The organism is Natrialba swarupiae (assembly GCF_008245225.1).
In the GTDB taxonomy this organism is placed as follows: domain Archaea; phylum Halobacteriota; class Halobacteria; order Halobacteriales; family Natrialbaceae; genus Natrarchaeobius; species Natrarchaeobius swarupiae.
Genome location: NZ_VTAW01000012.1, coordinates 105598 through 120356, shown reverse-complemented (window position 1 = coordinate 120356; position 14759 = coordinate 105598). Strand labels below are relative to the sequence as shown.

The following is a 14759-nucleotide window of genomic DNA, read 5'->3' as shown; positions in this document are numbered from 1 at the left end:
CTTGCAGGGTTGTGGCGCTGCTGGACACAGTTTCCACACCCTGCTGCCTTCGTTGAGAACGTTTCTATGACACGCTCACTATAGTTCGAAATATATCCAACTTCGTCACAGGATGGGCGATGAGACGTACACTGACGCCGACCCGCTAAAACTGATCAGGGTCGATCCGAACGAGATTAGCCACGAAGTAAACGGGTTTACTGACGTCTGGGGAGCCGTCGAGGACGGCCACTGGAAGCGTTCGAAAATTACCGAACGGGAGCGATACGAGGTCTTTCACAGGCGATTTGTTCAGGGCGTTTCCTGGAACGAACTCCCCGACGAAATAACGCAGAGTCACGGGAAAACCTGTGTCAGAAACTCGAAGAAGAAGGATACAAAACCCAACGAGAGTTGTACTCCACGCTCGATCGTCTGTCGATCTGACCAAACGACGTCGAGATCGGCGTCGGTATCGACCGCGATGGAGAGATAGTGTGGACCGGCCGAGGCCGAAACCGAATTATCATCGCCAAATTGGCACGGTTGGAACAGATTACCGTCCAGATACGGGTCAGACATACTAGATGGCAACAGATACGTGATGCCGTCCGAAACTCGGAATCTACAGACCAGTTACCGGAGAAAGCCAGAAAACACTTGGGTCATCCCGACCTCAAGGATTTAGAACCGGTCTAAATATGATCGAAGCAGAGACCAACGTTCGAACCGAAAAAATGCGGCGATAGCACTGATGACACCACATATTTATCCATTGAATAGTGTTGCGAAAGGTATTATTGTAGCTGGAAATAGAACGTCGTACAATGACGCTTAAGCAATCCAAAAATTCGAGTCAGGGAATACGCTATTTCGATGATTTAAAGAAGTATTTAGAATCGGTTCAGTTGTCAACAGAGGACGTTTGTATCGTCGGGAGTGCTGTCCTAGCCGATTTTGGACTGCGTGAGAACGGCGATATTGATCTAGCAATCGACCCATATGAGCGAGGTGCGGTCGATTTTGATTCGACTCCCAAAAATATTGATGTTTCTGTCGAGAAATATTCGTGGCTTGGAGTAACTGATAAAGAACTAGTCCACGATGAGACGTATCACTATACTACGAACGGAATAAAGATTGTCAAGCCAGAAATCGAACTGTCGTTCAAACACCGCCGTCTGTGGGAAAAAGACCAGAGAGATATCGAATTGCTTGAACAGCGATTTCTCGGTGCAGACGATTATGAGTGGGACTGGAGTTTGTTTAGCTACGAATTCTACCCAGATTTTTTTGATAAGCGTGGACTTCCGGAAAGCAAAAAGAAAGATTATTCATTGATTGCGGAAGCAGAGGTCACACTTCGCGAAGAGGGTGTTGTTGCGACGGCTAGAGCGGGGTTTGGATTGATATCGCGAAAGCTAGGGATCAGCACCCCGAAATTTGTCGGAAGTCGGACCCGCGGTAAGTCCGATAAATCCGGGGATGAGACGCTGTATTTTGTTATTTGGCCAACCGTCTCGGACTACTTCGACTCGATTGTCGATCGATTGGATTCAGAACTCGGTGTCGTCTCTGTTGAAATTATGAATTTGGGAGACGAAGTTGGACAATTTGTCGATGACATGTACGCAGTAAACGAGTCAGAACGACTAATCGAATATAAAAAATACAAGATAAATGACGATGGAGACAACGTGGTAATCGTTGGAACGGAACCTCCAGTAAACGAGTACGGTGAAATTGATGAAGATCAGCTCTCAAGTTTGAAAAACAAAATTCGTAGAGAATACTACCCGTACGTGTCGAAAGATTCCTTCCACAATATTTTCCATGGTCCGGATTCACTCGACGAGAACGAGTGGATCACAGATGTACTTTCGGAGTACCAATAACGGATAATAGTTCTGACCTGTGCAATATAACCCGGATTCCGATCGTGCCTCATCTCAGGCTGTAAAATGCGATTGGTCAAAAAGGCAGAATAACTGAGCCCACAGAAGTTTTACGCGATCGACCCCTAGATCCCTGGCTCGAGGTAACCCAGCTCTCGTAGCCGATTTTTCACGACTTCATCGTCTAGTCGATCCCAACCGATCGGTTCGTCGGCGAGGATCTCGCGCCTTTGCTTACTTTTGATAGTGAACCACGGGACGATATACGCCTCTGGTGTCTTTATGTTCCCAGGATGACCAAATTTCCGTTGGCCGAATATCCCTTTCCGTTCTCCGAGAAGTTCGCCGTGATCTGCCGTGATGACTGATTTCCCGTCGATAAATTCTAAAAGTTCATACGTATGGTCAAGAGCAATATCTAAATTCTCTTCATACAATTCGTATAGCCATTCTATCGGTAGTTCACCGTATCTAAATGCAGAGAAATCAATTTTCGGCTTCGTATGTTTTGCTCCCTCTTGAACACCCGCTGTATATCGTAAGAAATTATCATTAAGCTGATCTCTAGCCTTGTCAGCTGTCGGACCTAAATACGGTCGATGTGGTTGCATAAAATGAACGATCAGCCGTTTGTCCGGATACTTCTTGTGAGCCTCCTTTGCTGCCTTGACCACGTGTTCTGGATTCCGTTTCGAAGCCGGAACTGTTTCAACAGTGTAAAAAACGTCATCATCCAACTTTTCAACATGGAGATTTGCAGTGACATAGACAGTATCATGAAGTTCCCTTCCAACGAAATTTGCTTCCATAAACTCCCAACTGCGCCCTCCTTTCGAAATGACCTGTTCTAGGGAACCGTCAATATCGATCTGTTCTGCAAAGTAGTCATAACGGCAAGCGTCTAATATGATCAGATTATCCCAATCTTTGGTTATTGCATCGATGCCTTCCCCAAATTCCCTATCAAATTTGAATCTATTATACTTCGAGTATATTTTATCATCTACGATTTTGCATATCTCCGTTCTCATTAGATGAGGGTTTTAAATCCCTTTCCAAAGACTCGAGATATCATATTGTCCAAACATAATTGGGGAATATAGTTAATGGTTTAAAAATACTCCGTTGAGGAATTGGTACTCGCTGGAAACTTTCAGAACGACATCCCAACATCGACCTCCGAAAAGACCACCTGATATTGTTTTGGTATGCCGAGCTGAAAATCAGCCACGATCAGTCAATATTTTACCTATGCTGTAATGAGTCATGACGACCAGATGCCGTAGTAGAGGCCAGTGGCGGTATTCACCTAGAAAATACGAATGCTATAGGATGGTCAGACTGACATGGATGGAATATTTCTGAATTAAAAACAAGTCTGGCACCCACGGCGAGTCAGCAGGCTGCAGTGGTTTGTCATTCGAAATAAGTTTATTGATAATGTATAGGTGTTGGGGTTATCATGGTAAATCCGGATGACGATATCGATCAGTCGAATTTGAAGGCTCGGCGAATACTGTGTCACGTCGCTGTTGCCAGTTATCGTGTCTCGCTTTCACTCGAGCAGGGATCGACTCGAGTCCGAGAAGTGAAGCAATAATGAAACGGTGACGTCCGTCATGTAATAACAGTTGCCCATCGCGTCCAACGTTGATTGTTATTTCGGTTAATTCTGGTGGCCAATAGTCGTGAATGCTACGTCGAATAGGGTCGTCATCACGATTTTTTTGAAGCTGCCGTTGGGTTTTGTACCCGTGTGATCGAATGTTCTCGTACAGTTGATCGATGGAATGCAGCCGTTGTTCGAAATCGTCGACGGACGTACAACCCCATTTCGCCTCTCCAGCCTCGATGGCCGCCATTTTTTGTGCATAAAATGCCGTTTCGGCCCACTTGTAGCCGTCCGAGAAGCGTCTGTCAAACGCGTTGTACGTCTTCCAGTCGTCGAACGAGATGAACTGTCGATCCCAATCTCCATCAAGTACTTCTGACACAGGATCCCCGTATCGGAATCGATCCATTTGTTGTTGTTTACCGACGACATCGTCGGGATCTATCCAAATGAGTTCGAACGGATCTATAGGTGCTCGATACCGTCGGCCGAACCGGAGCCACGTTATCGTTTTCGCATAGGTCGCGACGTATCTCGGGTAAACCGCCGTAACGCTCCGTTGGAGTACCGGATACGAATCGATTCGTTTTCGGAGTTCGTTCGAAATGGACGAGTTTGGTTTGAGGAACATACATCGAATAGTACGGTATTATCTGTTCTCGAGCGCACAGGATCCGTACAGCAGGTTTCGATGGCGAAGATGAATCAGGACGGGAACTGATTCGAGTCCGAGAACTTTTGCGATACTCAGCCGGTGTCGCCCTTCACCAAAGAACAGCGGACGTCCGTCTCGGCCGAGTGCGATTCCGACCTCGGCGAGACAGCTTTTCCCGAGTTCTTGTTGGGATCGTAAGCCGTGTTTAGAGACGCTGTGGAATAATTCGTCCAGCTGTTCGAATTTGTGGTCTAGACCCTCGATAGACCGCACACCGTACGACGAGTATCCGTCATCGATGCTTTCTTCGTGGCGTTTGTACAGTTCCGTATCGCTCCAGGGAACTCCCGCTTCGAAGTGGGACTCGATAGCCGTGAACTCCGACAGGGAATCGAAGCGAACGCCGGTTCGATCCCAGTCACCACCCCGGACTGCACCGATACTCTCCCGACCGAACGGGGCTGGGCGTTCGAGGTACTCGAGGTGATACGAGTCGGGCCCGCCGGGCGTAATTGTACCTGCGACAAACTTGATTTCGTCCGGGTCGACACGAACGACCTTCAGTAAGTCGATGTCAATCGAGTTGTTCGTAACTGCAATGTGTTTGTTCTCCAGCCTGTTGTACCAGTGGCGTTTTTCGAGTTCGCCCATCACGAAGATTCGAATTCGATCGAACCAGGAACGTTCTCGCTCTCGAATCTCGTCGCTCATAGTCGGTTCAGACCCTCCCGATACATAGTCGTGTACTCGAGTCGCAAACTACTGTTCGTATGAGATACTGGCGAACAGCTCACATACGAATTCCGGTTCACGAGAAGAACCCCGTCAATCGCGTCCGAATTCCGACGGAGATGGACCAGAATACGCCAAGTACCTCCGGTAGCTCGAGAGTGGACCATTCGATTCGAGTGAGTCCTTTCCCGATTTGTCCGGATTCGACGTACATTTTCGCGAGGTGGTGCTGTTGAACGTGTGTTATCTCGTATCCTCTCGATTCGAGCTCCGAGATCTCTTCCGAAAACACCGAGAGGAGCTTATCCTTCCCCTCAACGAACACGTCGGGATCGGGTTCACCTGTGTGGTGTTTGATCACCAGTTCGTCCTCGACATGGGCTAACTTGCCCTCCTGAAGGATTCGAATGAGAAACTCCCAATCCTGATGACGAGGGAAGTCGGCGTCGAACCCGCCGATGTTCTCGACGGTTTCCCCCTTTACGAAAAGGGTGGACGCACCGGTGCTCAGATTCATCAGCAGGATTTCTTGTATCAGTTCTTCACCACCCTCTTTCGAGACGCCTTTTTTTCTCGTCCCGACGACGACGGAGAGTCGATCCCTGAGTTTCTCGGACCAGGTCGTTTCGTACGTCCGATCGCAGTGAACAGCGACGTACTCGTCTGGACGTGATTCTAACTCGTCCAATTGCCGCTCGAGTTTCTCGGGAAGCCACTCGTCGTCGGCGTCCAGAAATGCGATGTATTTGCCGTTCGAACGTCGGATTCCGGTGTTCCGTGCCGCAGATCCTCCCCTGTTTACGTCGTGTTTGATGTACTCAATTCTGTCGTCGTCGTAGGCCGAGACGACTTGCTCAGTATGATCATCGGACGCATCGTCGACGACGATCAGTTCGAAGTCGTCGTACGTTTGGTTCAAGACGCTATCGATCGCTCGAGGGAGTAACGACGCAGAGTTATAGGAAGGTATTATTACACTGATTTCGGCCATTATGTGTCTCAAACGGGTTGGAAATGAACTGATTTGTCACTCGGTGTACTCGATTCGAGGATCGTCTGTCGGGGAAGGAGGGATCGTATGTCCACCATATTAGTCGATCTGGTCGTCGTACAAATCGAGGAGACGGTCACCGATACGGTCCCAGCTTACTTCACGAACGAGGTCTCGTCCGTTCGTTGGGTCGGTCGATTCGAGAGCGTTTCGGAGGCAGTCGACGAGTTCGTCTTCGTTCGCTCCGACACCACCGTGTGACACGCCGTCGAGGCGCTCTCGAACGTCTCCGACGTCGGTCGAGACGACGGGGACGTTGCATGCCATGGCCTCTTTGACGGTGTTTGGCGATCCTTCGTGGTCGGACGTCAGCAATAGTACGTTCGCAGCGTTTACGTAGTACGGGACGTCCTCGTGTGACACACCGGAGATCGTCTGCAACGTGATTTCCTCACCTAGCTCCGCCTCTGTACGCTCTACGACGCGTTTCGCCAGCGGGTAGTTTTTCCGCTCGTAACTCGGCGAGTACGGGAACAGCACGTGGTAGGTCTCCCGATCCCATCCGACACGCTCCCGTGCTCGTATTCGATCGATCGGCCGAAATCGCTCGAGATCCACGCCACTCGGGACGATGTGGGCATCGTCCCGCCCCAGTAACTCTCGCATTTCCTCGCTTCGGACGGTCACTGCGTCGGCCCGCCACGCGCAGGCTCTCGTCACGAGACCGTCGAACCCGACGACGTCCGATCCCCACAGCGTCAAGACGATAGGACGTCGTAACTGGGTGATCGCGTAGGGCGCCGTTAGACCGTAGTTCGCGTGAATCAGATCGTAGTCGCCGTTGCGTAGCTCCCGGCGAACTCGAGGGAGAAACCGGAGATACTCCGACACGCCGCGGTCTCGCCCCATGTCTCCGTCGATCTGGTCGGCACCGGGAACGACACAGACCGTACAGTCGACCCCTTTCTCCTCGAGCGTCTCGATCTGTTGATCGAAGAACACCTCTCTCGACGGAGTCAGGTGTAGTACCTGCGGACCCTCCACGTCTACCATGGCGTATTCTGTGGTCGAACGGTTTCTTCGGTCGGGATATATATGTGTTCTTTGCGTCTCGAGTCAGTCAGCAGAGATGGGGTCGAGAAACCGTACACGCTTCGTCGAGCGGTTTCGGTATCGTTTTCGTCCCCGAGGACGGTAATCCGATAATCATCGGCTGATAGTATGTTCGCTGTCGTCCCTGCTGCCGGGAGGGGAAGCCGGCTTCGTCCGTTGACCGATTCGCGACCGAAGGGGATGGTCGAGATCGATGGAGAACCCATTCTCACGTACTGTTTCGATCGACTCGTCGAGGTCAGCGTCGAGTCGATCGTCGTCGTCGGATATCGTGGACAACGGATCGTCGAGTACTACGGGGAGGCGTACGACGGGACGCCGATTCAGTACGTCGAACAGCGAGACCGGCTCGGACTGGCTCACGCGGTCGAACAGGCCGAAGACGTCGTTGACGGGGACTTTCTCGTCTTGAACGGAGACAACGTCTTCGAGTTCTCGCTCGAGTCTCTCGTTCGAACGCACCGTCGTTCCGATGTAGACGCGACCATTCTCGTCGAAGAGGCACCGCCTGCGGTTGCACGCACGACGGGTGTCGTCGTCACCGACGACGATGGTACGGTGGTCCGGATCGAAGAAAAACCAGACGAACCGGATTCGTCGCTCGTCACGACAGGCGTCTATACACTTCCCGAGTCGACGTTTCGCCACTGTAGTGCTATCTCTCCGTCGGATCGCGGCGAGTACGAACTGGCGGATGCGATCAACCGACTCCGACGACAGGGCGCAGTTATTCGAGCCATCGAACTGGACGAATGGCGGGTGAACGTAAACACGCCCGCCGATCTCGAAACCGCTACGCGGGAGTTACACAGGTAGGTTCGTTCACGAGTTTCGAACCAGCGGGTCGTACCAATCTTTGTTCCGTCGGTACCACTCGACGAACTGCTTCGCGCCGGCTTCGATCGAAACGCTTGGTTCGTAACCGAGTAACTTGCGGGCTTTCGAGACGTCCGAGTGGGTGTGTTCGGCATCCCCTTCTCGAGGGTCGTCGTAGACGATGTCGATCTCCGGGTCGATCTCGTCACGGATGACGGTCGCAAGTTCGGTAATCGTGATTCGCTCTCCCGAACCGATGTTCAGCACTTCCCCATCGGCGACGCTCGTCTCGAGCAATCGACGGTTCGCATCGACGATATCGTTGACGTAGGTGAAATCACGCGTCTGTGTGCCGTCACCGAAGATAACAGGAGACTCACCGTGAAGACATCGCGAGACGAAGTTGGTGAAAGCCATGTTCGGACGCATTCGGGGACCGTAGACGGTGAAATACCGCAACGAAACCGTTGGTAGACCGTATACTTCGTTGTAGACCCGCGCATAGTGTTCGGCAGCGACCTTGGATGCACCGTACGGACTTATGGGCGTAGTCGGGTGGTCTTCGTCGTAAGGGAGATACTCGGGTTTGCCGTACACCGAAGACGAGCTGGCGTTGACGAACCGTCTCACACCAGCCTTTCGGGCGGCCTCGAGCACCGTGAACGTTCCATCGATGTTGATACGCGTCGTCTTCCCCGGGTTCTCGACGCTCGTTCGGACGCCCGCCTGGGCAGCCTGATGGAAGATACAGTCGGTTTCGGAGACGAGATCCGTAACGAGATCGCTGTCAGTGACGCTTCCCTCGACGAAATTGTATTGGCCGGTTCCGTTCTTCGCCGCCGTTTCACCGGCTTCGATATTTCGTTGCTTGAGACCGACATCGTAGAACGGTTCGAGGGTGTCGAGAACGACGACGTCGTGGCCGTCAGAGACGAATTGTTCCGCGAGGTGACCCCCGATAAACCCTGCGCCACCAGTGACGAGAATCTGCATCGTCGCATAGTTGCATCCACGCTCAAAAAACGTCACGGGTTTCGAGTCGAAACGTATCATCCACGAACGGTGTCGCAGCTGACCAGCGATCGTTCGAGCAAGAACCGAACGGCTGCAGCAACCGTCGCACTCCCAACTAATACGTTCTCGGAGACTCACAGAGATACGAGAGTCGTCGTAGAAGCTCGTTGTGTCCAGACTCGAGACTACGGTACAGAGTAAACCGTCAGCTCCTGGCTCTTTCGGACGGCGACGAGAGTCTCAATTACCGTTCCGTTGTCGCGTTGCACAGATCGACACCCGTAACGCCGAACCAAATCGTCACGTCTCGGTCGCCGCGTTTCGATCGGCGGTTATAGTAACAACTGAAACAGTTCACACACCAATCGCCGATCCGTCTGGCGATCCGGTGTGCATTGACTTTCAGTGGCTACTATAGCTCCGATCGGTCGACCTCGAGCAACCCGTACAGATAGCCGAATCCGACTGCCGCTGTGAAGACGAAGATCGCGACGAGCTGTTTCGCCTTCGATAGTGCGGGCTCCCGTCCGAGGTCCCACAGTCGTTCCGGGACGAACTCGAGCATGAGCTGTTTCAAATATTCGTTCTTGTCGCCGGCGGCTTCGGGCAAGAGGACGTCCATGATGCGTTTGGAGTAGCCTTGCCAGAACGATCGGCCGACGAGCCAGCGGAAGTCGCCACGATAGTCGAACAGCTGATGGTTGACGACGGCGTTTCGGTTGTAGATCACCCCTTTGCCGTACGCGTTCGCCATTCGGATACAGACGGGAGCTTCGTGGGCCTGGATGTGACGGTCGCCTTTCCGTCCGGTGTTCTCGTCGTAGCCGCCGACGTTCAAGAAGACGTCGCGTCGAAAGGAGATGTTCGAGCCGTACGTGTTCCGAAGTTCGTCCATGTGTTCGCCCATGCCGCGTTCGTCACAGCCGACGAGCCAGTAGAACTCCTCGGGGAAGAAATCCGGTTTGTCGGTGATCCAGTCGGGTTTCGCGTGGCCCCCAACCGCAATCGCGTCGGTTTCGCGGTACACCCGGGCGAGTTCCGCGATCCAGTCGGGCTCGGCGATGCCGTCGTCGTCGATAAACGCGACGACGTCGCCGGTGGCCAGTTCGGCACCTCTCGTCCTGCTGTAGGAGATTCCCTGGTTTTCCTCGTTGCAGTGGAGAACGATGTCGTCGAGGTCCCCGTAGTCGTCACGGACCCGATCGAAAACGGCATCGTTGCCGTCGACGAGTACGACGACCTCGAGCGGATCGTAGGTCTGTGCGAGAACGCTATCGACGCAGTCGGAAAAGACGTCGTAGCGGTCCATCGCGTACGTACAGATAACCACGGAGACCTTCATCGTCGCTCGGTTGCGGTGAACGGCGAATAAGCCTTTTCCTTCGGACGACACGACAGTCGTTTGGAGACGAGATACTCCTGTCCACGAGACTCACCGACAACAGGCTACTACTGGTCAGGGTATGAAAACAGCGCACGTATATGACAAGGCTTATTCTGCGCTTGGGTCTGTTGCAACCTAATGAGTACGGACACTGAACGCGTCCAGGGAGAGTCCGACACCTCACTGTCTCTCCTCGAGACGTGGACGCAGTGGTATCACATCCCGGTCGTCGGGGTCGTGATGCTGTTCATGTTTTTGACGCGGACTCGCGCGTACGACGAGTTCATCACCGAGGATGGAACGCCCGCCCTGTCAGCGATCGACTCCTGGTATCACTGGCGGACGGTACAGTGGACTGCGGAGAACTATCCACGGACGATGCCGTACGACGTCTGGACGGGGTTCCCGACCGGGCGCTACGTCGGCCAGTTCGGAACGCTGTTCGATCAACTCATCGTCACCGCGGCGATGATCGTCGGACTCGGCGATCCGTCGACGGAGACGCTGTACATGGTGTCGTTGCTGGCCGTCCCCGCGATGGCCGCGCTGGTGGCGATTCCGGTGTTCTTCATCGGTCGTCGCCTCGGCGGGGCTCTGGGAGGTGTCGTTTCCGTCCTCCTCCTCGCGCTCGCACCAGGGACGTTCCTCGCCCGGACGACCGCGGGACAGCTTCAACACCACGTCGCCGAGGTGCTGTTCATGGCGATCGCGATCCTCGCGATGATGGTCGCACTTCGCGTCGCCGAGCGAGAGCAACCGATCTACGAACTCCTCGCCGACGGCGACTGGGAGGCGCTTCGCACGCCGGCGATTTACAGCGCGCTCGCGGGGGTCGCGCTCACGTTGTACATCTGGGTGTGGCCACCCGGCGTCGTCCTGATCGGTATTCTCGCGGTGTTTTTCACCGTCCAGCTCTGTCTCGATTACGTCCGCAACGTCTCGCCGGATCACGTCGCGTTCGTCGGTGCGGTGAGCCTCGGGGTGACGGCACTGCTCACGGCAGTTCTCATCGAGGATCCGGGAACGAGCGTGACGAGTTTCGGCTATCTCCAGCCCGCGAGTGCCGCACTGGTCGCGATCGGCTGTGTGTTCATGGCGTGGTTCGCACGGCAGTGGAACGGGTTCGACGTCGATCGCCAGTACTATCCGGCGGCGATCGGCGGCCTGATCGTCGCGGCGTTTGCGGTGATATGGCTGGTGCTTCCGAGCCTGTTCGATACGTTCGTGACGAACGCGACGCGGCGACTGATCCCGTTCGGCGAGACGGCGACGGACCTCACCATTCAGGAGGCCCAGCCACCCGCCGACTTCACCGCTCACGTCGTCGACGAGTTCGGTGCCGCGTTCTATACGATGCTCGCGGGTCTCGTGATTCTGGTCGCGCGGCCGTTTTTCGGTCGCGAGTTCCGGACCGAACACACGCTCGTCATCGTCTGGTCGCTGTTCCTGATCAGCATGGCGGCGACCCAGATTCGGTTCGCCTACTACCTCGTCATCGCGGTTGCAGTCGTAAACGCGGTGTTCGTTGCCGAGATGATCCGGATCGTCGACGTCGATGTCGAACTCGTCCGGAGTGTCAGCGCCCTCAAGAACGTCGAAGCCTACCAGGTGATCGTACTCGTCATGGTCGTGCTCCTGTTGTTCGCACCGTTGCTTCCACCGGTTGCGGCGGCCGACGACACCGCCTGGGAGCGAGGCAATGCGTCGGGGCCGAACCCGACCGCCGACACCTGGGAGACGTCGAACCACTGGCTCGCAGAGAACACGCCCGAACCGGGTAACTGGGCAGGTGCAGGCAACGCGGACGAACTCGAGCTCTACGGCAGCTACGACAAGCCCGAGGACGACGACTTCGAGTATCCGGAAGGATCCTACGGGGTGATGTCGTGGTGGGACTACGGCCACCTGATAACGGTACAGGGTGAGCGGATACCTCACTCGAACCCGTTCCAGCAGAACGCCCGCTCCTCGTCGGCGTTCCTGACCGCCGAGTCCGAGGAACGGGCCGAGTTGATCCTCGACGCGATCGCGGCGGGTGAGTCACCCCGCGATCACTCGAACGAGGAACTCGAGGAGATGATCGAAAACGGCGAGGACTCCCACGAGGAGATCCGGTACGTGATGATCGACGACCAGATGGTCGGCGGGAAGTTCGGTGCGATCACGACGTGGACCGGGCCGGACTACGACTACTACACCACGCCGGAAGATCTGAGTCCGAACGAGCCGGTTGAAGGCGACGAGATTCCGGGACAGTTCGCCGGTGTGCCGTACTACGAGACGACCTCCGCACAGCTGTACTTCGGCAACGCGGCCGGCATGGAACACTACCGGCTGGTTCACGAGAACGACGACCGGATGACGCCGTTCGTCAGCTACGCCATCGTCAACGCGGAGACCGGCGAACTCGAGTACGACGCCGGCGGATCGCCGATGGTCGCGATCAACCAGATCTACGATCAGCAGACGTACCTCGAACTCATGCAGATCGAACAGCACCCGGAGCTCGACTACGTCGTCTTCGACCAGCGGGAGGGTGCCGCCGTCAAGACGTACGAACGCGTCGAGGGCGCGACCCTCGAGGGATCGGTCGACGTCGACAACCCCGACGAGGCGACCGTCGTCGCTGCCGTCGAGTTGGATTCGGAAACCGAAAGCGGCACGTTCGAGTACGTCCAGGAGGGCGAACTCGACGAGGACGGCTCGTTCGAACTGACGGTTCCGTACGCCACCAACGACGAACTCGGTGTCGAAGACGGGTACACGGACAGCGCCGTCGAAGCGACCGAGGAGTACACGATAACCGTAACGGCGCCGAGCGACGACGGCTTCCAGGCCTACGACGCCGAGACGGCCGTTCCCGAAACTGCAGTCGTCGAGGGCGAGACGGTCGATGTACCGCTCGAGGAAGTCGAGTTCGAGGATCCGGACGAAGTCGACAACGAGACCGACGTCGACGTGGACGACGGTCCGTTGCTCGAGGACGGTGACGAGGATGTCGTCGAAGAGGGTGAAGAGACGGTCATCGGCGACCAGGAGATGGAAGACGGGACCGAAGCCGCCGGTTCGTTCACGCCAGTTGCAGTCGACGCGGCAGGCTAACGCTACAGTCGAACGCCACGCGGTCGTCGTTTCGTTTTCGATCGGCGTTCCGTCGATTCGAGACCGACTACCACAGTACTATCGAGCAGGGAGTTCCAAATCGGGGACAAGTCGACGAACCGTACCTGATACGGACTGCTGTGATTTCCGGTGTAACTGCGCCGCGTTCTACGGTCATACCGGCGAGCCGGTACACCAATTCGTCTGAGGCGTCGGTATTCCCGATGTTTTTGGGTTTTCTCGTCGATTTCCGTACCTCGAGGGCAGAACGTGCTCGAGTGTGAGATACACTCGATATGAGACGTTGGAAAGATGATGTGTCGGGTGCGACGAAGTAACTGAAAGATGATTCGACGGCGAGAGATTTTTATCAGTTCATGATCATTTATCGGAGCGGCACGTCGGAACCGTTCCGTGTCTCATGCGGATTGCTGTACCGTGTTACCGCTTGAACCGCAGATGGGGTCGCGGGTTCGGCGGTACCGACGTACAGTAACCCGTATCAGTTCACACACCCGGATTGCCGACCCATTATAAAATAGACTATATTTTTATAAAAATATATATGTAAGTATTAGATAATTATATTACCATTGGGCACATCCATTGGAATGTGATGTCTGACAAAGACAACATGAAAGATTACCTCGCAGAGCATCCACGAATGATCGGCGTCCTGTTCACCCTGTTCGTCCTGCTCAGTCAGGCGGGCACGGCCGCGGCAGGAATCCACAGCCAGATGGGTCCGTAGGATCGGAGACGAATTTTGTAACGTTGAAACGATCGGAAAAACCGGTTTAGCCGCACGTCTCGTCTACAGCCTCATACCAGTCGTATCGCCCGAGGGAGTCGCATGGATAGTTCATCACGCGTGGCAGTCACGGTGTTTTGGAGGTACGGCAGGGGTTTATAGCCGCGTCAGTGGGACAGCGAGATGGGTTCATGCCTATTGAAAACCTCGCCCGAAGCGACGTCGTAACGGCCCAAGAACACGACTCCGTTCAGGAACTCGCAACACGCATGGACGAATCCCACGTCGGGAGCGTTGTAATCACCGAGGGCGACGAACCGATCGGGATCGTCACCGATCGTGATCTCGCGACGCGCGTGCTCGGCAACGGGATGGACCCGGCAGAAGCGACTGCCGGCGACGTTATGTCTGACGATCTAACCACTGCCGATCAGACAGACGGGTTCTACAAAGCAACCGAACTAATGAGCGAGCAGGGTATCCGCCGACTCCCCGTCTGCGACGAGAATAACGAACTGGTCGGGATCATCACGTCGGACGATCTCAACGAACTCCTTGCCGACGAGCACATGCAGCTTTCGGATGTCATCCAGGCCCAACGACCCGAGTACTGACACGGATTGGTGTGACGATTTACCGGTGCAATCGCAGACGTGTCGCGGTGACATCGGCACTGACGTACAGCAAACCGTATGAGACACACGCCCGCTCGCAG

12 protein-coding genes are annotated in these 14759 nt (G+C 54.8%); 5 read left to right on the top strand and 7 right to left on the bottom strand.

All coding sequences use genetic code 11. The features are described 5' to 3' along the window. Positions 1-806 precede the first annotated feature (806 nt). A complete protein-coding gene (locus FYC77_RS11100; protein WP_149081571.1) occupies positions 807-1874 on the top strand; it encodes a hypothetical protein in 1068 nt (355 codons plus the stop codon). Positions 1875-1999: 125 nt separating this feature from the next. On the opposite strand, the gene FYC77_RS11095 is transcribed toward FYC77_RS11100, so the two are convergent. The 5 genes from FYC77_RS11095 to FYC77_RS11075 form a co-directional block, all read right to left on the bottom strand. After that, positions 2000-2905 (bottom strand): alkaline phosphatase family protein, encoded by a 906-nt coding sequence (locus FYC77_RS11095; protein WP_238386900.1) that lies wholly within the window; start codon positions 2903-2905, stop codon positions 2000-2002. A gap of 429 nt (positions 2906-3334) precedes the next feature. After that, positions 3335-3868 carry a ParB N-terminal domain-containing protein gene (locus FYC77_RS11090; RefSeq protein WP_149081570.1) on the bottom strand — a complete coding sequence of 178 codons (534 nt, stop codon included), beginning with the start codon at positions 3866-3868 and terminating at the stop codon, positions 3335-3337. Positions 3869-4135: 267 nt separating this feature from the next. Then, complete coding sequence (locus FYC77_RS11085; RefSeq protein ID WP_149081569.1) at positions 4136-4852, bottom strand: ParB N-terminal domain-containing protein; 717 nt, start codon at positions 4850-4852, stop codon at positions 4136-4138. Positions 4853-4949: 97 nt separating this feature from the next. Further along, complete coding sequence (locus FYC77_RS11080; RefSeq protein WP_149081568.1) at positions 4950-5864, bottom strand: glycosyltransferase family 2 protein; 915 nt, start codon at positions 5862-5864, stop codon at positions 4950-4952. A gap of 99 nt (positions 5865-5963) precedes the next feature. Beyond that, entirely contained in the window at positions 5964-6917 is a 954-nt protein-coding gene (locus FYC77_RS11075; protein ID WP_149081567.1) for a glycosyltransferase family 4 protein, read from the bottom strand. 168 nt (positions 6918-7085) lie between these two features. On the opposite strand from FYC77_RS11075, the gene FYC77_RS11070 reads away from it, so the two are divergent. Then, entirely contained in the window at positions 7086-7793 is a 708-nt protein-coding gene (locus tag FYC77_RS11070; protein WP_149081566.1) for a nucleotidyltransferase family protein, read from the top strand. A 6-nt stretch (positions 7794-7799) separates the two neighbouring features. Here the strand turns inward: FYC77_RS11070 and FYC77_RS11065 are convergent, their stop codons facing one another. Next, complete coding sequence (locus tag FYC77_RS11065) at positions 7800-8786, bottom strand: SDR family oxidoreductase (protein WP_149081565.1); 987 nt, start codon at positions 8784-8786, stop codon at positions 7800-7802. 433 nt (positions 8787-9219) lie between these two features. Then, on the bottom strand, positions 9220-10149 hold the full coding sequence (gene aglG, locus FYC77_RS11060) for a glucosyl-dolichyl phosphate glucuronosyltransferase (RefSeq protein WP_149081564.1): 930 nt from the start codon (positions 10147-10149) through the stop codon (positions 9220-9222). 180 nt (positions 10150-10329) lie between these two features. On the opposite strand from aglG, the gene FYC77_RS11055 reads away from it, so the two are divergent. The 3 genes from FYC77_RS11055 to FYC77_RS11050 all read left to right on the top strand — a co-directional run bounded on the left by FYC77_RS11055 (position 10330) and on the right by FYC77_RS11050 (position 14658). After that, positions 10330-13293, top strand: coding sequence for an oligosaccharyl transferase, archaeosortase A system-associated (locus FYC77_RS11055; RefSeq protein ID WP_149081563.1), 2964 nt, complete (start codon positions 10330-10332; stop codon positions 13291-13293). A 616-nt stretch (positions 13294-13909) separates the two neighbouring features. Beyond that, on the top strand, positions 13910-14044 hold the full coding sequence (locus FYC77_RS20885; RefSeq protein ID WP_255455272.1) for a DUF7503 family protein: 135 nt from the start codon (positions 13910-13912) through the stop codon (positions 14042-14044). 191 nt (positions 14045-14235) lie between these two features. Beyond that, positions 14236-14658 carry a CBS domain-containing protein gene (locus tag FYC77_RS11050; protein ID WP_149081562.1) on the top strand — a complete coding sequence of 141 codons (423 nt, stop codon included), beginning with the start codon at positions 14236-14238 and terminating at the stop codon, positions 14656-14658. Positions 14659-14759: the final 101 nt, after the last annotated feature.